Below are 19,531 nucleotides of genomic sequence, written 5' to 3'. Positions count from 1 at the left end.
CGTGCCTCGTTGGGCGCGGGGGACAAGTCATGTGGGTCTATCATGTGGTCATAATTATTCTCATTTTGATGCTAATTGGGCAGATGCTGGCTGCAGGTGGCGATGCCTTTCTGGTTCTTGATAATTCAAGGCCGGTGGGAGGTGATCGCGAAGTGTTGACAATACTGGCCTGGGGGTTCGCGACCCGCGCCGGGCGCAGCGCCTGCATCAGCGATCCGGCCGGGCGCGGGATTAACGACATGCGCTTCTCGATGCACTTCGGCCAGATCCTGCTTTCGGTGGTGACCTTGGGCATCGTCCGCCGGGTGAACATCGATTACCGCATGTTCGCGGGCAACAGCCCGGTGGAGGAGGCCTGATGCCCGCGCCGCACCGTCATGGCGCGCTGCGCTGGACCAATTATCACGGCACCGAATCCGCCGACCTTGCCGATCTGGTCGAACTCACCAACAGCACCGCCGAATCCGGGCGCGACGCCTTGCGCGAGGTGGCGCGCGATGTGCTGGCACTGCTGCAGCAGGCGCGTGCAGCCAAAATCCATGTCCGCCCGCTCGGATCGGGCTGGTCGCCTTCGCCGATCTGCATTGTCGATGGCGGCTGGCTGGTCGAGACTCGCCGGATCAACCGCTGTTTCCGGCTGGACAGCGACGATGTCGCGTCGGGCGTGGATGGATCGCGGCTGATGCTGGTGCAGGCTGGTGCCACGGTCGACGAAGTCAACGACAGCGCAGAGGAAATGGGTCTGTCGCTGGTCACCGGCGGCGCCAGCAACGGCCAGACGCTGGCGGGTGCGGCGGCCACCGGCACGCATGGCAGCGTGCTGAGCGCAGGTGGTATCCAGGACCATATCCGCGCGCTGCAGGTGGTCACGCCCTCGGGCATCTTCTGGGTGGAGCCGCAGCAACCGCTGATGACTCCGGGCTTCGTTGCCAACACCGGCAGCACCATCCTGCGCGACGATGATGTGTTTGCCGCGTGCGTCGTCGCGGTCGGCGCGATGGGCTTCGTCACCGCGATGGTGATCGCATGCGAGCCTATCTACATGGTGCGCAACATCCAGAAGCGCGCCCGGCTGACGCGTGAACACGTCACCCGGCTCGCCGACGGCGATTTTCGCGGGTTTTCGCGCGAGCCGGGGCTGGATGAGGACCCGTACTTTGCACAGGTGATTCTCAATCCGTTTGACCCCTTCGACAAGGACGCGTTGCTGCGACTGCTCTACCGCCGCGCCTTCGACCCTGCGATTCCGCCACCGCCACGGCCGCTGGCAGGGGCAGGCTATGACGCGCTGACGCTGATCGGCAAGGCGATGGCGGGGTTCGATCTGTTCCGCGCCGATGTCCTGCAACTGGCGATGCGCGCAGGCTATGCCGTCCAGCGCGATGTCGACGATCCCGAAGCGGTGGCGACCTGGGGTAACACTACCGAGCCGCACAACCCGATCGCCAATCTGTTCAACGGATCGGTGACCATGGCGCGCGCGGACCTCGAACGGGCATTCGATCCGCTGATCGAGGCGTTTCTGAGCGGGGGTGGGGGCACCGTGGTGACGCTGCGTTTCATGAAGCGCGCGGCGGGCCTGCTCGCGCCCGCACGGTTCGACGAGAATGTCGTCATCGATTTCGACGGGCCCCGCAGCGATGTCAGCCACCGCAGCTATCGCGCGGTCGTCGCCAGGCTCGATGCGCTGGGCATCCGCTTCACGCGGCACTGGGGCAAGACCAACGACCTGGATGCGGCGCGGGTGGCGCATGATTATGGCGCGGATTACCACCGGTTCAGGGCCGCGCAACGCCGGATGATGCCCGATCCCGGCGATCTTGCCGTGTTCGGCAGCGATTGCCTGACGCATCTGGGGCTGATCTGAAACGGGGCAGCGCGTGGCAAAGGGGTGTGGGGCGGGCGCACAAAGCTTGACAAAATGGCGGTGGCGCGGTGTTAGCCGCACCATCGGCCTGCCTTGCACCGTGCAGGGCCCTGGCACCTCTTGTCTCGATCAGGATTGACGGTTTTCCATGCACGCATATCGCACCCACAGTTGCACCGCGCTTCGCGCATCCGATGTTGGCCAGCAGGTCCGCCTTTCGGGCTGGGTCCATCGCAAGCGCGACCATGGCAATCTGCTCTTCATCGACCTGCGCGACCATTACGGCCTGACCCAGATCGTCACCGATTCCGACAGCCCCGCGTTCGCCGCGCTTGAGCGGCTGCGCGTGGAGAGCGTCGTCACGGTGACCGGTACGGTTGTCGCGCGCTCGGCCGAGACGGTGAACGCCGGCCTGCCGACCGGCGAGATCGAGGTGCGCGCAGGCGAGGTGATCGTCCAGTCGGCTGCCGAAGAGCTGCCGATGCCGGTCGCGGGTGAGCAGGAGTACCCTGAGGATATTCGCCTGCGCTATCGCTTCCTCGATCTGCGCCGCGAACGCCTGCACCGCAACATCATGCTGCGCTCGCAGGTCATCGCCAGCTTGCGCAAGCGGATGGTCGACCAGGGCTTTACCGAGTTCCAGACCCCGATTCTCACCGCGTCTTCGCCCGAAGGCGCGCGCGATTATCTGGTCCCCAGCCGCGTCCACCCCGGCAAGTTCTACGCGCTGCCCCAGGCACCGCAGATGTTCAAGCAGCTGCTGATGGTCGCGGGCTTCGACCGCTATTTCCAGATCGCGCCGTGCTTTCGCGACGAAGACGCGCGTGCCGACCGCAGTCCGGGCGAATTCTACCAGCTCGACCTCGAGATGAGCTTCGTGACGCAGGACGATGTGTTCGCGGCGCTGGAGCCCGTGCTCGGAGGCGTGTTCCGCGAGTTCGCCAACGGCAAGGCCGTCACCGAAGGCGCATTCCCGCGCATCCCCTATCGCGAATCCATGCTCAAATACGGATCGGACAAGCCCGACTTGCGCAACCCGCTGGTGATCAGCGATGTGACCGACCACTTCAAGGGATCGGGCTTTGGCCTGTTCGACAAGATCGTGAGCTCGGGCGGCAAGGTGCGCGCAATCCCCGCTCCCGGCGCCGGCGCGATGAGCCGCAAGTTCTTCGACGACATGAATGACTGGGCGCGCGGCGAAGGCCATGCTGGCCTTGGCTACATCAACATCCGCGACGGTGTCGCCGGCGGCCCGATCGCCAAGAACCATGGCGAGGAAGGCACCGCCAAGCTGATCGCAGAGCTCGGCCTCGGCCCCAATGATGGCGTGTTCTTCGCGGCGGGCAAGGAGCTTCAGGCGGCGAAGCTCGCAGGCGCGGCGCGCACGCGCGTGGGCGAGCAGCTGAACCTGATCGAGCAGGGCGTGTTCAAGTTCTGCTGGATCGTCGACTTCCCGATGTTCGAATATGACGAGGACGCCAAGAAGATCGACTTCAGCCACAACCCGTTCTCGATGCCGCAGGGTGAGATGGAAGCGCTGGAGACGATGGACCCGCTCGATATCCTCGCCTGGCAGTACGACATCGTCTGCAACGGCGTCGAACTGTCCTCGGGCGCAATCCGGAACCACCGTCCCGACATCATGTACAAGGCGTTCGAGATCGCCGGCTACAGCAAGGAAGAGGTCGAGAAGAACTTCTCGGGAATGATCAACGCGTTCAAGTTCGGCGCGCCGCCGCATGGTGGCTCGGCACCGGGTGTCGATCGCATGGTGATGCTGCTCGCCGACGAGCCCAACATCCGTGAGGTCGTGCTGTTCCCGATGAACCAGAAGGCCGAGGACCTGATGATGGGCGCACCGTCGCCGGTCAGCCTCAAGCAGTTGCGCGAGCTCAACATCCGGGTGGCAGAGACGCCCAAGGGCTGATGACACTCTGTCACACGGGCGCAGGTTGAGAAAACTGTGAAACTGTGATACTGCGCTGGTCATGAAGAATGTGACCATCGCTCTGGATGACGAGACCCATCGGCTGGCGCGAATCCGCGCCGCCGAACTGGGTACGTCTCTGTCGGCCATGGTCAAGGCGTATCTGCAGGGCGTCGCTTCGGGCAATGCTCCTGCCGGGGCGCCGCCAGCCGGAGTGCGTGAAATGCCGCAGACCTTCGTTGCCGCGCCCTCGCTGCCCCCGGTGAGCGAATTCGTGCCGCTGAAAAAGCCCCGGCAGCCCGGCGCGCTGCGGGGGCAGATCGGGATGACGGATGATTTCTGTGAAACCCCGCAATGGCTGATCGATGCCATGGAAGGCAAGGACGACGACGAGTTCTGGCCTGCCGACTAGACAAGGCTCGCGACGATGCGTCTGATGCTCGACACCCATATTCTGCTTTGGTGGCTGCAGGACAATCCCAGACTGGGTGCACCCGCGCGCGCGTTAATCGCCGATTCGGCCAACCAGGTGCTCGTCAGCCTGGCAACGCCGTGGGAGATCTCGGTCAAACACCGGGTCGGCAAGATGGATGACAGCGGTGCTGCCATCATGGAGGCGCTGCTCGATCAGGGCATCGCGATGGTTGATCTGAAACCTGCGCATCTTCGCGTGCTCAAAGCCATGCCATTGCATCATCGCGACCCATTCGATCATCTGATCATCGCTCAGGCCCTTGCCGAGCGTGCGGTTGTCATCACCGACGATGCGAAATTTCCGGACTATGGCGTCCGCTGCATCCCTGCCTGACACAGAAGGCGGTGATGAAGCGCACAGCATTGGGCCATGACTTGGCCCAGAAACATGTTACATTTCAGCGGAATCGATCCATGAGTGGGAATGGCGAGCGATGGGGGGTGTCGTGAAACGGGGTAACTATGCACGCGGGGTCACGGCGCGGGCATTGGCTGCAGCAATGGCGCTGGCGAGCGGATTTGCCGCCGTGCCCGCCTCGGCCGAAACGCTCACGGTGGAAGGGCTGTACCCTGCGCGCTCGCCGGCGGCGGCCGGGGTCGGATCGCTGGTGGTGGAACGCTTCGGTGGCAGGGACGGGCGTGAACTGTCGTTTGCGCTGGAAGGCATGCTGGCCGAGCACGCGATCTACGGCCAACCCTATTTCCGCGTGGTGGCCGAGCGATCGAGTGCGCCTGCCGAGGCGATCCTGTCGGGAATCGCCAATGCCGCGGTGCAGAACCAGCCGGTAGAGGAGGACCGAAAGGTCTGCGTCGAGCGCGACGACAACGACAAGTGCGTGCGCGAGGAAAGCCAGAAGATCCGATGCCAGCGCCGCATCGTCACATTCAACCCGTCGCTGCGCATGGCGCGGGTCGACGATGGCGCAATCGTCTATCAGCGTCAGTTGCAGGAGCGCGACCAGATCGTCTGGTGCCCCGATCGCGCTGCGACGCGCAGCGTCGAGGACACCGTATCGGCGCTGATCGGCAACGCCGTAGCCGAGGTCCGGCTGGACATCGCGCCGGTTTATCGCAGCGATGCCATCCGCGTGCTCGAGGTGCGCAAGGGGCTCGACAAGGACCAGTCCAACCGTTTCCGCGATGCGCTCAAGGCCACCGCACGCAACCCCCAGGGTGCATGCGATATCTGGCAGGCGCTGGATGGCGAAGTGCCCGGGCAAAGCTCGGTCGTATTCAACCTGGCGCTGTGCGCCGAGCAGCGCGGCGATCTGGATGAAGCGCTGGTGCGCTACCGCCAGGCGCAGACATTGCTGCCGCGCGAGCGCGCGATTGTCGCCGCCTTCGACCGGATCAGCGCGCGCCGCGCCGCCGAAGCCGATTACGCTACGCGCGAAGACAGACTTTCAGGGAGCCGTCCATGAGCATCCAGCTTTCCGATTACGAAAAGGGCGCATCGTACGACGGTGATTATGCCGAAGTGCTCAAGAAGCTGCAGGAGCGGCTGTCGCACGCACACGCCCGGCACATCGTCCACGGCCGCCGCGCGATCATCGTTCTGGAAGGTTGGGATGCGGCGGGCAAGGGCGGCATCATCAAGCGGATGACCGCCGAATGGGATCCGCGTTACTTCCAGGTCTGGCCGATCAGCGCACCGACACCCTATGAGCGTGACAGACACTTCCTGTGGCGGTTCTGGCAGAAGCTGCCCGGCAGCCGCGAGGTGTGCGTGTTCGACCGGTCCTGGTACGGCCGCGTACTGGTCGAACGGGTCGAGGGCTTCTGCAGCGAGCGCGACTGGAAGCGCGGCTATGACGAGATCAACGAGTTCGAGGCGCAGCAGGTCGATGGCGGCACCACGGTCATCAAGATGTTTCTGCATGTCACCCAGGCGACCCAGGACAAACGGCTCGCCGACCGCCTGTCGGTTCCCGAAAAGCGCTGGAAGGTGACGCAGGAAGACTTTCGCAACCGCGCCAAGCGCGATGAGTATCTCGCGGCAATCCACGCCATGTTCAAGCAGACTGACACGCGCTGGGCACCCTGGGCGGTGTTCGACGGAAACAACAAGAAAGCCGCGCGCATCGCCGCTTTGACCTATCTGGCCGACCGGCTGGATGCCAGCGTGCCGAAGGACCTGCCAGACGCCGATCCTGTGCTGGTCGCCATGGCGAGGGACGCGTTCGGCTATAAGGGCTGAGCGCCCGCGGTATGCGGGTCAGCCGCCTGTCTTCGGTTTGCGGAACGGGACGAACTGGTTGAGCGTGCAACTGGCCAGCGGGATTCCGACCTGAACATCGGCCACTTGGATGATGTCGCCCGAGCACATCTGCGCGCTGGGCGAAACCGATATCAGCACATTGTCCCGCGCGCGCGGACAGCCAAGATACGGCGTGTTGACATAAACGACCGCGCCGTCGTCGTACATCAGCACATCATCGCTGGCAGCCGCCGAGCGGCGGAGCCGCATGCGCGGAACGCAGCTGACCGGCTTGCCTGCGACGCGATCTTTGAGATAATTTCGCGCGATCTTCTGGCCACGCTCATCCAGCCCGGCGATAGCAGCGAGCGTGTTCTCGCGCAGTTCGTCCTGGCGGCTGTCAGCAGCGAGCAGCGGCGCCGAGCCGATGATAGCCGCCAGAGCGAGTGCAACTGGAAGTGTACGCACGTCCGTCATCCTTTCATTCGCCCCCTGACTCCGGGCGTCAGTTTACACTCGATCCAGCATCGTTGCCAGACCGTTACCACGCACCGGTGTTGGGCATCGAGGCCCAGGGTTCGGCAGGCGGCAGATGCCCTTCCTGCAGCAGTTCGACCGAAATGCCGTCGGGGCTGCGAACGAAGGCCATATGGCCATCGCGCGGAGGGCGGTTGATCGTCACACCTGCGTCCATCAGCCGCTGGCAGGTTTCGTAGATGTTCTCGACGCGATAGGCCAGATGCCCGAAATTGCGCCCGCCGGTGTACACCTCCGGGTCCCAGTTATGGGTCAACTCGACCTCGGCCACGCCTTCCTGCCCAGGCGCCGCGAGAAAGATCAGCGTGAACCGGCCCTGCTCGCTGTCGAACCGCTTGGTTTCTTTCAGGCCGATCAGCTCGAAAAACCGGACGGTGGCCTCCGGATCAGTGACTCGGATCATGGTGTGCAGATATTTCGTCATTATACTCTACTCAATTCATCGCAGTTAAGACACGGTTCATCGCAGCAACGCTAATCGATGGGTCGTGCCGTCAGGTGGGTTACCTGCCGAATATAGGCGGTGCGTGTGGCATTGAAAGGACAATGGGAATGGTTGAGGGCGGGGAATCGGACGGCGCGGGCAAACGCGGCTGGGTGGCGAACAACGTGCTGCTGGCGGGGGCCGGCATCCTTGCACTGGGAATGGTCGCAGGCGGCTATCTGCTGGGCGATGGACTGCTCCGCGCCAAGCAGGCCGATCGCTCGGTCACGGTGCGCGGGCTTGCCGAAAAGGATGTGACCGCAGACCTTGCCACCTGGACCATCGCCTATTCGGCGCAGGCGGACAATCTGGCTGCAGCGCAGGACGATATCGATGCCGACACCAAGGCGCTGCGCGGTTTCTTCACCGATCTGGGTTTTGATGGCGATGCGCTGCAACCGACCGGCGCGAACGTCTCGCAGTTCCAGAACAACTACGGCACCACCACCTACACCATCCGCCAGCGCCTTTCGCTGCGGACCAACGACATCAAGAAGGCACAGGCGGCGGTCAAGCGGCAGTTCGACCTGATCAAGCGTGGCGTGGTGCTCGAGGAAGGTTCGGGCATGGCCTACAGCTTCACCAAGCTCAACGACATCAAGCCCAAGATGGTGGCCGAAGCGACCAAGGATGCGCGGGCCTCTGCCGAACAGTTCGCTCAGGACAGCGGCACCGGCGTGGGCGGGATCAAGAGCGCGACCCAGGGCTATTTCTCGGTCGAATCGCGCGATGGCGACACCGGCGGCGGCTGGGGCGTGAGCGATACGCCCTACAAGAAGGTCCGCGTGGTCACTACGGTGGACTTCTACCTGGATTGATTGGGGCAATCTCTCCCCTCCCGCTTGCGGGAGGGGAGGTGACTGGTCCTTACTGCGCCTTGGCTGGCTCGGCGCCCTTGGCCCCAGTTTCCGCCTCGTCGAGTTGGGTCAGATGGTTGCGCGCGGTCTTGGCGATCGGGCCGTCGGGGCGGATATCGATCGCCTGCGTCCAGTTGCGCCGGGCGATGTCGTATTTGCCCGCGCTCGCAGCGATGTTGCCAGCCTCCAGCGCCACTTCGGGATCGCGCGGGGCGAGGCGCGCGGCGATGTCGATATCGGCCTGCGCACGGTCGAGCTTGCCCTGTCTGCGCGCCAGCGTCGCCGACAGCAACCAGGCGAGCGGATCTTCGGGCACCAGCCGGTGCGCCTCGGCAAAAGCGGCTTCGGCTTCCTCGGCCTTGCCCGCCACCACCAGGGCGCGGGCGCGGTCGAGATGCAGTTCGCCGAGCAAGAGTCCTTCGCTGACTCCTCGCGCCATCGCGGCATCGAAATAAGTAAGCGCGATCGCTGCGTCACCAGAGGCAAGCGCCGCGTTGCCGGCTTGCGTCCACAGATTGGCAGCGCGATTGTCGCGCGCGCGCTCCGCATCGCGTGCGGCGGAGACGAACGCGTCGGCAGCGGCCCCCCAGCGCCCGTCCTTGGCATAGGCAAAGCCCAGGCAGTGCCGCGCGAAATAGCCGCCCCCGCCGATCAGCCATTCATTCGCCGCGACGATTCCGCTCGCCGGATCGTCGGTGGCCATGTCCATGCACGCCTCGAACCGGGCCTCGTCGTTGAGCGGCGCCACGAACGCCGGAGCTGCGGGTCCCGCAGTCTGCGCGGGCGCCTCGCCGGATTGTCCTGCCGCGACGGGCTGTGCCGGCTGCTCGGGCTGTGCCGGTTGCCCGCCTGGCGGGACGACGCCTTCGCCGGATGCGGTTTGCGCGGCTGCAAGCAGCATCAGTGCAGAAATGAGGGGCAGGGTCATGGAGCCGTATCCTGTTGGAGGTCGGAGCCGCGCATGGCGGTGCGGACCTTAACCGTGGCTGGCCGGGGCGGCGCAGGCCGCCGCGATCGCTGCGGCAAAGGCCTCGCCGCCATCGGCGGTCCGATCGAGCGACAGCCAGGGTTCAATGAGCTCGATTTCCATCAGCACATAGCCTCCATGCCCATCGCCGACCATGTCGACGCGGGCGTAGAGCACATCGCCATCGACCGCCGCGATGGTCTGCGCGGCCAAGGTTTGAGCCGCCGCCGGGGGATCGATCGCGGTTGAAATCCCGCCGAACTGCCCCTGTACGCGAAAATCGCCGTTGGCGGGGCGCTTGACGATGGCATGCGCAAGGGTTCCCGCCAGGTAGAACAGCGACAGCTCGCCTTCGCTGGCGATGCACGGCATCATCGGCTGCACTAGCATCGTGCGGCCCAGCGCCTCCGCAGGACAGGGCGCGCCGTCGCGCAGCAGCCAGGTATGGTCAGATCCTGCCGACACCGGCGGCTTGATGACGATCTCGCCGGTCGCGAAATGGCTGCGCGCCTCGGCCAGCGCGGCTTCGTCCAGCGCCTCATGGAACCGGGTCGGAACGATCGCGACGCCCTTGCGAGCGAGTTCGAGCAGATAGCGCTTGTCGGTATTCCAGCGCAGTATCTCGATCGAATTCAGAAAGCGTATGCCGTGCCATCTGTCGAGCTGCGCATGCCAGCGTGGCAGATCGCGGTGATAGCCCCACGCCATCAGCGGGAGTACCAGATCATGCGCCAGCGGCCGCGGATCGGTCCAGGCGCGCCATTCGACGGACATGCCGTGGCGCGCCAACAAAGGCTCTATCTGCCGTGCCTGATCGCGCCAGTCATCATAACGGCTGAGGTCGGCATCATCGGGGATCAGGATGCAGATGGACATGGAGGCACTCGGTCAGTTTGGCAGGGGCAAGGCGTTGAGGCTTGATCGCCCGGCGGTTTCGGGTCAACAGTTCGCGCCATGACCGATCCTGCCCCCGTAATCCAGAGCCTGTTTGCCGGGCTGCCCATCTTCATGCTGCATCTGGGATCGGCGACGCTGGCCTGGGCCGCGGCGCTGGCGCTGTATGTCTGGATCACCCCGCATCGCGAATTCGCACTGATCCGCGAAGGCAATATGGCGGCGGCCGTGTCCTTTGGCGGCGCGGCGATCGGCCTCGCGCTGCCGCTGGCGTTCTGCCTGGCTGCCTCGGTGAACGTCTGGGACGTGCTGATCTGGGGCAGCGTCACGCTGATCCTCCAGCTCATCGCCTTTCGCGCGGTCGATCTGCTGATCGGAAACCTGTCGAAACGGATCGAGGAGAACGAAGTGGCTGCGGCGACCTTTCTGGCGATGACCAAGATCGCATTGGCCTGCCTCAACGCAGCAGCGGTGGCCGGATAAAAAAATGGCGGAGCGCCGTTGGGCGCCCCGCCAGGTTTCGGATCATCGCAAATTCACATCCGCGAGGATCGTCCGCTGATTAGAAACGGAATGCGGTGGTGACGCGGACCGAGTGGAAATCGAAGTTCGGATCGCTGCGACGCATGTCGGTCTGGCCCGACACCAGCAGAAACGGGTTGGTCGCAGGCGCGGTGCCCGGACCGACGTTCACGACGTAATCGTCGTTGGTGTAGGTGTTGTAGAGATATTCCAGACCAATGCTCATGTTCGGAGCGATCTTGGCTTCGACGCCGCCACCGGCCTGCCAGCCCCATGCCCAATCCTTGCCGTTGCGCGGCGTGAAGGAGTTGGCGCCATTCGAGGTCTGGAAGCTGTTTTCGATGCGACCATAGCTCGCGCCGCCGGTTGCATAGAACAGGATGCCGCCGCCGGGGGTGTAGCCTGCGCGGGCACGGGCAGACACGGCGTAATCGAGTTCACGCGTGAAGGTGTAGTTGGCAGGCGTGCTGCTGAATGCGGTGGTGAAGTCCTTGGCTTCCGAACGGCTGCCTTCGACCAGTGCGCCGAGCACGAAGTTGCCAAAACGCTTGTCGGCACCGATGCGAACGCCATACTCGATGCCGTTCTGGTCCTGACGGCAGCCGCCAGCCGCGTTGTTGGCCTGAGCCGCGCCCTTGCAGAAGCCAGGTGCGAATGCGTTGGCGCCCGAGGTGGTAAACACTCCGTCACCGAAATCGCCATCGACGTTGGTGTCGAACACCACGCCCTCACGGCGATCGCTCGACTGCGCCGAATAACCAAAATGGCCGCCGACATAGACGCCGTCGAAATCGGTATCTTCCTTGACGGTCTGGGCGAAGGCAGGGGTTGCCAGCATCGCAATGGCGATGGCAGAAACTGCGGAAAACTTGATGGGGGTAGTCATATGTTCGCGTCCTTGCGTTTTTAATTCAGACGCTTGCCAAACCAACAGATGTGATCCCGGTTCCAAGTAATTTGATAATGTGGATAACGCGTTGCCGATTTGTCACAGTCTCATTTTGTCACAAATGATGACATGAATGGCTGATTAATAACACCGTTATCATCTGTTCATTTGGGTCATCATCGAAGACATGAGAATCTCTGGACATGACTTCGAGCCAGCAAGCGTCCCGTCGCACTTGATTCCGGTGGCCCAACCACTAGCCTTGGGAGTATGCGCGACGCCGCCATTGGTTCCCACAATCCGGAGTGTTCATGAGCAGCAAGCGCACCAGCAATCGCCGCGGCTGCCTGCCCTGGCTGTTGGGGGGCGTGTTGCTGTGGGTCTGGTTCAGCGGTGATGATCCGCAGTGGCAGGACGGCGCGCTGGTGGTCGAGCAATTTGATCCGCGCAACCCGCGCCGCCCAATGCCAGAGATCGGCGAGAGTTTCGTCATTGCCGATCCCGGCCCGCAGCAGGACAGCCAGGGCACGGCCTTTGCGGTGGATCGCGACGGGACCTGGCTGACCGCGCAGCATGTCACGCACGGGTGCGACCGGTTGGGGATGGTCTCCGATGGAGCGATCGATCCGCTGGTCGATGTCCTCGAAAGCGCCGAGGCCGATGTCTCGGTGATACGCCAGGGTCCGCAGGCGCGCTTCGCTCTGGCGCTGACCGAGGATCTGCCCGAAGAGGGTGCGCTGGGCTATCATATGGGGTTTCCGGCAGGCGAACCTTCGGTCGTTGTGTCGCGCTATATCGGCCAGACCTTTGCGCAACGCGGTGGCCCTGGCGGAGTTGCCGAACCGATCCTCGCCTGGGCCGAAGGCGACCGCTTGCCTCCGACCGATGGTGCGCTGGGCGGGATCAGCGGCGGGCCGACCTTTGACGAACAGGGCAGGGTGGTCGGGGTCAACGCCGCATCCACGCCGCGCCGTGGCCGGGTGCTCACCACCGATCCTGTGGCGATCGGGCGGCTGGTGCAGGCGAGCGCCGCGGTGGACGACCGGGGCCAAATCACCAATCTTTCGACCCCCGCCAGCGCCGCATCGCTGTTCCGCGTCCTCCTCGACCAGGGGATCATCCGGCAGGTCTATTGCGATGTGCGCTAGGGCTGGCTATGGGCGCGCAAAGCCCATGATGACTGGACACACGCGATGACCGAGACGCCCGAAACCGCCGAACAGACCACCCCCGCAGCAGCGGCCAGCGGCGATGTGCCGCCCGATCGTCTGGCGATCAGCCCACGCAGCCCGCATTTCGACGGCGATCTGCTCGCGCGCGGCATCGGCATCCGCTTCAAGGGCGTCGAGAAGAACAATGTCGAGGAATACTCGATCTCCGAAGGCTGGATTCGCGTCCAGGCCGGCAAGACCATGGACCGCAAGGGACAGCCGCTGACGCTCAAACTGAGCGGCCCGGTGGAAGCCTGGTACAAGGATCTGGGCGACGACGCTCCGGTCGCCAAGGCAGGCTGAGCTAGCCGCCGATCCGGTCGATCAGGTCGCCGATCGGATCGGCCTGCGGAGCGGGAAGCGGCGGCGGTGACATGCGCACGGTTTCGCGCCGGGCCTTGTCCTGCTGCTTGAGATAGCGCGCATAGTCTCGGCGCTGCTTTTCGATCTGCTTGAGCTTCTTGCGCGCTTCCTTTTCGGCAAGCCGCTCGGCCTTGCGTTGCGCCTTGCGCTCGTCGCGCGAAAGTTCGCGGGTTGCTTCAGCGTTCGAGGCGATCTGCACCGGCGGCGTCTGCAGCTGCCGGGGCGCGCGGCCCTGCGGATAGATGAACCCATGCACCGGATATCGCGTCGTGCCCAGCCCGCCGATCGGCGTGTACCACACCCTCACTTCGCTCCAGTCGTTCGCGGCAGACACGTCCTCGGCCAGAACGTCGCGCTCGATCTGGCCCTTGCGGCCGTTGATCGGCGACCAGTTGGCGTGATCGAGCAACACGCGGCGCGAATCGATGACCTTGCTCACCGCCGCGACATGGCCCAGCTGCATCGCGCGATGCGGCTTGAACGCCATCACCGCGCCGGGCGCGGGGCGCTGTCCCTTGGCATAGCGACCGTCGGCCTGCTGCCACCAGCTGTGCGCGTCGCCATAGATCTGGATTCCGCTCACCTGCCGCGCATAGGGCACGCATTGCAGCAGCGGCTCCTGCGCCTCCGATTGCGGGGAGGCGATGGTCAGGGCAGCAGCACAGGCCAGAACGGGCAAGAATCCGGGGCGCAGGAACATCGTGCCAAGTCTGGGGCAGAAAGGTTCAGAAAAAGTTTAGCATGATCTTCGCAGCGCTTCGCGCTTGCAGCCGAGGGGCAATCGCTCCAGCGTTGCCCCTATCGCTGCGCAGCGATTCGAGAGGAGTGACCATGGGGCGACAGGGGCGCAGGCTCATTGCGGAAGGGCTCGGGTCCGGGCTGTTGTTTGCTTGTGTCGTCGGATCCGGGATCATGGCCGAGGCGCTGTCCGGGGGCAATGTCGCCATCGCGCTGCTCGGCAACACGCTGGCCACCGGCGCGATTCTGTATGTGCTGATCACCATTTTCGGCCCGGTTTCAGGCGCGCACTTCAACCCGGCGGTGACATTGGTGATGCGGCTGCGCGGAGAGATCGGCACGCGCGAGGCGCTGGCGTTCGTCGTCATGCAGTTGACCGGCGGGATCATCGGCATCTTCGTGACCCATCTGATGTTCGATCTGCCGATCCTGCAGATGTCTCTCAAAACGCGCGCCGGGATCGGCAACTGGACCGGCGAGTTCGTCGCGACCTTCGGCCTGTTGCTGACGATCCTGGGGAGTGTGCGATACCGGCCGGACAACGTGCCAGCCGCTGTCGCGCTGTATATCGTGGCAGGCTATTGGTTCACCAGCTCGACCAGCTTTGCCAACCCCGCGATTGCGGTGGCACGGTCGCTGTCGAACAGCTTTGCAGGCATTGCCCCTGCCGATGTGCCGATGTTCGTCGTCATGCAGTTTGCCGGCGCAATCGCGGCATGGGCGGTCGGGCGCGTGCTGTTCGTCGAGGACTGAAACCGCAGCTGTGCGGGTACCGGCGGCGGTGCTGCACTTCTCCGATGACAAATCGCCGCCAAACGCCTATCTGCCGCAGCCATCATGACCACCCCCATCACTATTCCCGCCCCGCCGAAAGTCGGCATGGTCTCGCTTGGCTGCCCCAAGGCGCTGGTCGATTCCGAACGCATCCTCACCAAGCTGCGTGCCGAGGGCTATCAGATGTCCGCCGATTACGCGGGCGCCGACGTGGTGCTGGTCAACACCTGCGGCTTTCTTGACAGCGCCAAGGAGGAGAGCCTCGAGGCAATCGGCGAGGCGATGGCCGAGAACGGCCGCGTCATCGTCACCGGCTGCATGGGCAACGAGGCCGATGTCATCCGCGCGCGCTTCCCCGATGTGCTCGCGGTCACCGGCGCGCATCAGTATGAGGATGTCGTCCAGGCCGTCCACGATGCCGCTCCGCCTGCGCGCGGCGCTTTCATCGATCTGGTTCCCGAAGGCGGCATCAAGCTGACCCCGCGACATTACAGCTATCTGAAGATTTCCGAAGGCTGCAACCACCGCTGCTCGTTCTGCATTATCCCGTCCTTGCGCGGCGACCTCGTCAGCCGCCGAATCGATGCGGTGCTGCGCGAGGCGGAAAAGCTGGTCGCGGCAGGAACCCGCGAGCTGCTGGTGATCAGCCAGGACACCTCGGCCTATGGCGTCGATACCCGGCACGAACCGCGCGACTGGAAGGGGCGTCCGGTGCGTGCGCACATGACCGATCTTGCGCGCGAGCTCGGCGGCCTGCGGACCCCCGAGGGCAAGGCGCCCTGGGTGAGGCTGCATTATGTCTACCCGTACCCGCATGTCGACCATGTCATCCCGCTGATGGCCGAGGGGCTGCTCACCCCCTATCTTGATATCCCGTTCCAGCACGCAGCCCCTGCGGTTCTCAAGCGGATGAAGCGCCCGGCGAACGAGGCCAAGGTGCTCGACCGGATCAAGGCGTGGCGCACCATCGCGCCCGATATCACCATCCGCTCGTCGTTCGTTGTCGGCTTTCCTGGCGAGACCGAGGCAGACTTCCAGTATCTGCTCGACTGGCTGGACGAAGCGCAACTCGACCGCGTCGGCGGCTTCCGCTTCGAGCCGGTGGAGGGCGCTGCCGCCAATGACCTGCCCGATCCGGTGCCCGAAGAGGTCAAGGAAGAGCGTTACCAGCGGCTGATGGAAAAGACCGCCGCGATCAGCGCCGCAAAGCTTGCCGCCAAGGTCGGCCGCACGCTGCCCGTGATCATCGACGAAGTCGGCGAGCCTGACGAGGAAGACGGCTCGGTCGGGGCCACTGGGCGTTCGCAGGCCGATGCGCCCGAGATCGACGGCCATGTCTATCTGCGCGACGTGCCAGAGGGCCTTGCGCCCGGGTCTTTCGTCGATGTGCTGGTCGAGGATGCCGACGAGCACGACCTCTACGGGGTGATCGCACCAGGCGCCTGAGCACCGCGCCGGAACGCCACGGTCCATAGCCTAACCGCTTGGTTGACAGAGGTTTTGCAGGAACTTCTGCGGCTTGCCGCGCGTAAATGCGGCATGAGCAAGAAAACCGAAAAAGCCCCGCCGGGCCAGTCCGAATTGTCGGAAAAGGCCCTAGACCTCAAGCAGCAAGGCGATTCGGCAGAAAACGCCGAATATCTGCAGCACCAGACCGACACCGCTGGAGAGGGGCGCATCGCCGAACTCGGCGCCCACAACCCGCCGATGGGCGCGCTGGATGCCGAAGGGCATCGCCCCGTTCTCGAGCGTTCCAGAAAGGTAAGGTGAGCCCAGATGCTGATCCAGTTCAATACCGACAACCGTATCACCGGTGACGAGGACCTGGCCGCGCAGGCGGAGGAGATCGTGACATCGCGGCTCAACCGGTTCGCCAGCAGGCTCAGCCGGGTCGAAATCCACCTTGCCGATGTCAACGGCCCGCGCGGTGGCAGCGATGACATCGTGTGCACCCTGGAAGCGCGCCCTGAGGGCGGCAAACCGGTGACAGTGAAGGGCAATGCAGGGCAGACTGAAACTGCGGTGCGTGATGCATCGGACAAGATGCAGGCGCTGCTAGAAAGCCATTTCGGCAAGCTCAGGACCCACTGAGGGCTCTTGGGCGGTCTGAAGTTGGACAAATTCAAAAGATGATGGCGATGAAGGGTGCTGTCCCGGCAAGGGCAGCGCCCTTTTTGCTGGATCAAGCTACCGCGATATCCGGCACTATATCGATGCTGGAATAAATGGTCGGGGAGAGAGGATTCGAACCTCCGGCCCCTGCCTCCCGAAGACAGTGCTCTACCAGGCTGAGCTACTCCCCGACCCAGACTTCATGATGCCTTGCGGCGCCTGGGAGGCAGGGGCGTGCCTATAGCCACGGTGCGGCTGGCTTGCAAGCGACCATTTTGCCTTTTCTCCGGCGATGCGATGGCATGGGCAAATGCCGCATGCTAGACCAGCGAACATGGACATCGCATTGCAGAGTCGCGCCCCGCACCAGGCGCAGTCGCGTCATTTCGAGTGGCAGTATCTTGATCTGATGAAGCAGATCTGGACGCACGGCCATGAACGTTCCGACCGCACCGGAGTGGGCACGCGCTCGCTGTTCGGCGCGACGATGCGCTTCGACCTGTCCGACAATGCAATTCCGCTGCTGACTACCAAGCGGGTGTACTGGAAGGCGGCTGCGCGCGAGATGCTTTGGTTCCTCACCGGCGACACCAACATTCGCCCGCTGGTCGCGCAAGGGGTGCACATCTGGACCGACTGGCCGCTCGACAGCTATCGCAAGGCCACCGGCGAGGAGATCGACCGCGACGCCTTCGAGGCGCGGATCATCGCCGATGCGGACTTCGCCGAACGCTGGGGAGATCTTGGCCCGGTCTATGGCAAGCAGTGGACCGACTGGCCGGTGTACGAGCCGGTCGACGCAGAGCCCGGCCTGTTCCGCAAGCGCCCCAAAGGCATCAACCAGATCGCCGAACTGGTCGAAAGCCTGCGCACCAATCCCGGATCGCGCCGCCACATCTTCGAGGGCTGGAACGTCGCCGAACTCGACCGGATGGCGCTGCCCCCGTGCCACAAGACCTATCAGTTCTTCGTCGCCGACGGGAAGCTCACTGGCCTGCTTTACCAGCGCTCGTGCGATCTGGCGCTGGGCGTGCCGTTCAACATCTTTTCGGCCGCGCTGATCATCCGCATGCTCGCGCAGCAATGCGATCTCGAGCCGGGTGAGCTGATCTGGAACGGCGGCGACGTCCATCTGTATCTCAACCATCGCGAACTGGTGGAGACGCAGCTGTCGCGCGAGCCGCACGGCGCGCCCCGGCTGGACATCGTCCGCCAGCCCGACAGCATTTTCAACTACCGAATCGAGGACTTCGAAGTGCGCGATTATACTCCGCAATCCCATATCGCCGCGCCGGTTGCTGTGTGATTGAGGAGTGAAGGGCAGCACTATTGACCTATCGCGAATCTTGAAATAATATGTCTCGACGGTGCAATTAGTCGAAAGGCCATCAAGAGCTTCTTCCGGCTGACGGTGCACAGACCCGAGAGGATTTTTGATGGCCGATGGTCCTTTGAGATCGAACCTGCCGCCGCTTGAGCTGCACGTTCCCGAACCGCGCTCGCGCCCTGGCGACCCTGTCGATTTCAGCGATGTGATCGTGCCTGCTGCCGGCAGCATGGCTCGGCCCGACGAGGCGGTTTCCCCCCATGACATGCGCGATCTCAGCTTCGGGCTGGTGCGCGTGCTCGATGACGACCACAAGGCGGTCGGTGCCTGGGACCCCCGCCTGCCTGCCGAGACCTTGCTCAAGATGCTGCGCACGATGGCGCTGACCCGCGCGTTCGACGAGCGGCTCTATCGCGCGCAGCGGCAGGGAAAGACCAGCTTCTACATGAAGTGCACCGGCGAGGAGGCGACCTCTGTCGCCGCAGCTGCCGCGATGCAGGGCGACGACATGGTGTTCCCGAGCTATCGCCAGCAGGGCATCCTTATGTGGCGCGGCTATGCGCTCACCGAGATGATCAACCAGATCTATTCGAACCGCGGCGACAAACTGAAGGGTCGCCAGCTGCCGATCATGTATTCGGTGCCCGAGCTCAGCTTCTTCACCATCTCGGGCAACCTCGCGACCCAATATCCGCAGGCCGTGGGCTGGGCGATGGCGAGCGCGATCAAGGGCGATACCCGCATCGCCAGCTGCTGGTGCGGCGAAGGATCGACCGCAGAAGGCGACTTCCACAGCGCGATGACCTTTGCCTCGGTCTACAACGCGCCGACGATCCTCAATGTCGTCAACAACCAGTGGGCGATCTCGAGCTTTTCGGGGTTCGCGGGGGCCGAGCGCACCACCTTTGCTGCCCGCGCGATCGGCTATGGCATCGCGGGACTGCGTGTCGATGGCAACGATGCGCTGGCGGTCTATGCCGCAACGCAATGGGCGGCAGAACGTGCGCGTTCCAACAAGGGCCCGACGCTGATCGAGCACTTCACATATCGCGCCGAGGGGCACAGCACTTCGGACGATCCGTCCGCCTATCGCAGTGCGCAGGAAAGCGCCGAATGGCCGCTGGGTGATCCGATCCACCGCTTGAAACAGCATGTGATCGGGCTGGGGATCTGGGACGACGAGCGGCATGCTGCGATGGACCTCGAGCTGGCCGAAATGGTCAAGGCCGCGACCAAGCAGGCCGAAAAGAACGGCGTTCTCGGCCACGGCATGCACCAGCCGTTCGAGACGATGTTCGAGGACGTGTTCGAGGAACTTCCCTGGCATCTGCAGGAACAGATGGCGCAGGCGCTCGAGGAAAGGGCTGCGAAATGGCCGAAGTGATGAGCCA

Annotated in this window: 23 protein-coding genes and 1 tRNA gene; 17 read left to right on the top strand and 7 right to left on the bottom strand. The window is 64.1% G+C overall.

Annotated features, from left to right (window positions below):
- Positions 1–29: 29 nt before the first annotated feature.
- The 7 genes from IP68_RS00815 (at position 30) to IP68_RS00785 (ending at position 6,465) form a co-directional block, all read left to right on the top strand.
- On the top strand, positions 30–359 hold the full coding sequence (locus tag IP68_RS00815) for a hypothetical protein (RefSeq protein WP_156317884.1): 330 nt from the start codon (positions 30–32) through the stop codon (positions 357–359).
- On the top strand, positions 359–1,867 hold the full coding sequence (locus IP68_RS00810) for an FAD-binding oxidoreductase (protein ID WP_054133055.1): 1,509 nt from the start codon (positions 359–361) through the stop codon (positions 1,865–1,867). Before IP68_RS00815 ends, IP68_RS00810 begins: the two co-directional genes overlap by 1 nt.
- A 148-nt stretch (positions 1,868–2,015) precedes the next feature.
- Entirely contained in the window at positions 2,016–3,794 is a 1,779-nt protein-coding gene (aspS, locus tag IP68_RS00805; RefSeq protein WP_054133054.1) for an aspartate--tRNA ligase, read from the top strand.
- 61 nt (positions 3,795–3,855) lie between these two features.
- Positions 3,856–4,206 carry a hypothetical protein gene (locus IP68_RS00800; protein WP_054133053.1) on the top strand — a complete coding sequence of 117 codons (351 nt, stop codon included), beginning with the start codon at positions 3,856–3,858 and terminating at the stop codon, positions 4,204–4,206.
- Positions 4,207–4,221: 15 nt separating this feature from the next.
- A complete protein-coding gene (locus tag IP68_RS00795; protein WP_054133052.1) occupies positions 4,222–4,602 on the top strand; it encodes a type II toxin-antitoxin system VapC family toxin in 381 nt (126 codons plus the stop codon).
- Between the two features lie 112 nt (positions 4,603–4,714).
- A complete protein-coding gene (locus IP68_RS00790) occupies positions 4,715–5,689 on the top strand; it encodes a hypothetical protein (RefSeq protein ID WP_156317883.1) in 975 nt (324 codons plus the stop codon).
- Positions 5,686–6,465 carry a polyphosphate kinase 2 family protein gene (locus tag IP68_RS00785; protein WP_054133050.1) on the top strand — a complete coding sequence of 260 codons (780 nt, stop codon included), beginning with the start codon at positions 5,686–5,688 and terminating at the stop codon, positions 6,463–6,465. Before IP68_RS00790 ends, IP68_RS00785 begins: the two co-directional genes overlap by 4 nt.
- An 18-nt stretch (positions 6,466–6,483) precedes the next feature.
- Here the strand turns inward: IP68_RS00785 and IP68_RS00780 are convergent, their stop codons facing one another.
- The gene (locus IP68_RS00780; protein ID WP_117352580.1) at positions 6,484–6,933 is read right to left on the bottom strand and encodes a hypothetical protein; all 450 of its coding nucleotides are present in this window, start codon (positions 6,931–6,933) and stop codon (positions 6,484–6,486) included.
- A gap of 73 nt (positions 6,934–7,006) precedes the next feature.
- Positions 7,007–7,426, bottom strand: coding sequence for a VOC family protein (locus IP68_RS00775; protein ID WP_054133048.1), 420 nt, complete (start codon positions 7,424–7,426; stop codon positions 7,007–7,009).
- A 128-nt stretch (positions 7,427–7,554) separates the two neighbouring features.
- On the opposite strand from IP68_RS00775, the gene IP68_RS00770 reads away from it, so the two are divergent.
- Positions 7,555–8,304 carry an SIMPL domain-containing protein gene (locus IP68_RS00770; protein ID WP_054133047.1) on the top strand — a complete coding sequence of 250 codons (750 nt, stop codon included), beginning with the start codon at positions 7,555–7,557 and terminating at the stop codon, positions 8,302–8,304.
- A gap of 49 nt (positions 8,305–8,353) precedes the next feature.
- Here the strand turns inward: IP68_RS00770 and IP68_RS00765 are convergent, their stop codons facing one another.
- Both IP68_RS00765 and IP68_RS00760 read right to left on the bottom strand, forming a co-directional pair.
- Complete coding sequence (locus IP68_RS00765) at positions 8,354–9,271, bottom strand: tetratricopeptide repeat protein (protein WP_231683590.1); 918 nt, start codon at positions 9,269–9,271, stop codon at positions 8,354–8,356.
- Positions 9,272–9,319: 48 nt separating this feature from the next.
- Positions 9,320–10,186: a RimK family alpha-L-glutamate ligase gene (locus IP68_RS00760; RefSeq protein ID WP_054133046.1), complete on the bottom strand. Its 867-nt coding sequence runs from the start codon at positions 10,184–10,186 to the stop codon at positions 9,320–9,322.
- Between the two features lie 78 nt (positions 10,187–10,264).
- On the opposite strand from IP68_RS00760, the gene IP68_RS00755 reads away from it, so the two are divergent.
- Complete coding sequence (locus IP68_RS00755; protein ID WP_054133045.1) at positions 10,265–10,687, top strand: DUF350 domain-containing protein; 423 nt, start codon at positions 10,265–10,267, stop codon at positions 10,685–10,687.
- 79 nt (positions 10,688–10,766) lie between these two features.
- Here IP68_RS00755 and IP68_RS00750 read toward each other — a convergent pair whose 3' ends face one another.
- Positions 10,767–11,612 carry an outer membrane protein gene (locus IP68_RS00750; RefSeq protein ID WP_054133044.1) on the bottom strand — a complete coding sequence of 282 codons (846 nt, stop codon included), beginning with the start codon at positions 11,610–11,612 and terminating at the stop codon, positions 10,767–10,769.
- Between the two features lie 314 nt (positions 11,613–11,926).
- Here IP68_RS00750 and IP68_RS00745 point away from each other — a divergent pair, with 314 nt between their 5' ends.
- Entirely contained in the window at positions 11,927–12,763 is an 837-nt protein-coding gene (locus IP68_RS00745) for a serine protease (RefSeq protein ID WP_054133043.1), read from the top strand.
- A gap of 45 nt (positions 12,764–12,808) precedes the next feature.
- Complete coding sequence (locus IP68_RS00740) at positions 12,809–13,129, top strand: DUF3297 family protein (protein WP_054133042.1); 321 nt, start codon at positions 12,809–12,811, stop codon at positions 13,127–13,129.
- A 1-nt stretch (position 13,130) separates the two neighbouring features.
- Here IP68_RS00740 and IP68_RS00735 read toward each other — a convergent pair whose 3' ends face one another.
- Complete coding sequence (locus IP68_RS00735; RefSeq protein ID WP_054133041.1) at positions 13,131–13,889, bottom strand: CHAP domain-containing protein; 759 nt, start codon at positions 13,887–13,889, stop codon at positions 13,131–13,133.
- Positions 13,890–14,020: 131 nt separating this feature from the next.
- Here IP68_RS00735 and IP68_RS00730 point away from each other — a divergent pair, with 131 nt between their 5' ends.
- From IP68_RS00730 to IP68_RS00715, 4 genes are all read left to right on the top strand, one after another.
- A complete protein-coding gene (locus IP68_RS00730) occupies positions 14,021–14,680 on the top strand; it encodes an MIP/aquaporin family protein (protein WP_054133040.1) in 660 nt (219 codons plus the stop codon).
- An 84-nt stretch (positions 14,681–14,764) separates the two neighbouring features.
- A complete protein-coding gene (rimO, locus tag IP68_RS00725) occupies positions 14,765–16,147 on the top strand; it encodes a 30S ribosomal protein S12 methylthiotransferase RimO (RefSeq protein ID WP_054133039.1) in 1,383 nt (460 codons plus the stop codon).
- A gap of 93 nt (positions 16,148–16,240) precedes the next feature.
- Positions 16,241–16,471: a hypothetical protein gene (locus IP68_RS00720; RefSeq protein ID WP_054133038.1), complete on the top strand. Its 231-nt coding sequence runs from the start codon at positions 16,241–16,243 to the stop codon at positions 16,469–16,471.
- A 6-nt stretch (positions 16,472–16,477) separates the two neighbouring features.
- Positions 16,478–16,792 carry an HPF/RaiA family ribosome-associated protein gene (locus IP68_RS00715; RefSeq protein ID WP_054133037.1) on the top strand — a complete coding sequence of 105 codons (315 nt, stop codon included), beginning with the start codon at positions 16,478–16,480 and terminating at the stop codon, positions 16,790–16,792.
- Between the two features lie 135 nt (positions 16,793–16,927).
- On the opposite strand, the gene IP68_RS00710 is transcribed toward IP68_RS00715, so the two are convergent.
- Positions 16,928–17,004, bottom strand: a tRNA-Pro gene (locus IP68_RS00710).
- A gap of 143 nt (positions 17,005–17,147) precedes the next feature.
- Here IP68_RS00710 and thyA point away from each other — a divergent pair.
- A complete protein-coding gene (gene thyA / locus IP68_RS00705) occupies positions 17,148–18,119 on the top strand; it encodes a thymidylate synthase (protein WP_054133036.1) in 972 nt (323 codons plus the stop codon).
- A 130-nt stretch (positions 18,120–18,249) separates the two neighbouring features.
- Positions 18,250–19,524 carry a 3-methyl-2-oxobutanoate dehydrogenase (2-methylpropanoyl-transferring) subunit alpha gene (locus IP68_RS00700; RefSeq protein ID WP_054133035.1) on the top strand — a complete coding sequence of 425 codons (1,275 nt, stop codon included), beginning with the start codon at positions 18,250–18,252 and terminating at the stop codon, positions 19,522–19,524.
- Positions 19,525–19,531: the final 7 nt, after the last annotated feature.

The sequence above is a fragment of the Blastomonas sp. AAP25 genome (genome assembly GCF_001295965.1).
Taxonomy (GTDB): Bacteria; Pseudomonadota; Alphaproteobacteria; order Sphingomonadales; family Sphingomonadaceae; genus Blastomonas; species Blastomonas fulva.
Note: the sequence above shows the minus strand (reverse complement) of the source record. Positions and strands in the feature narration are given on the sequence as shown.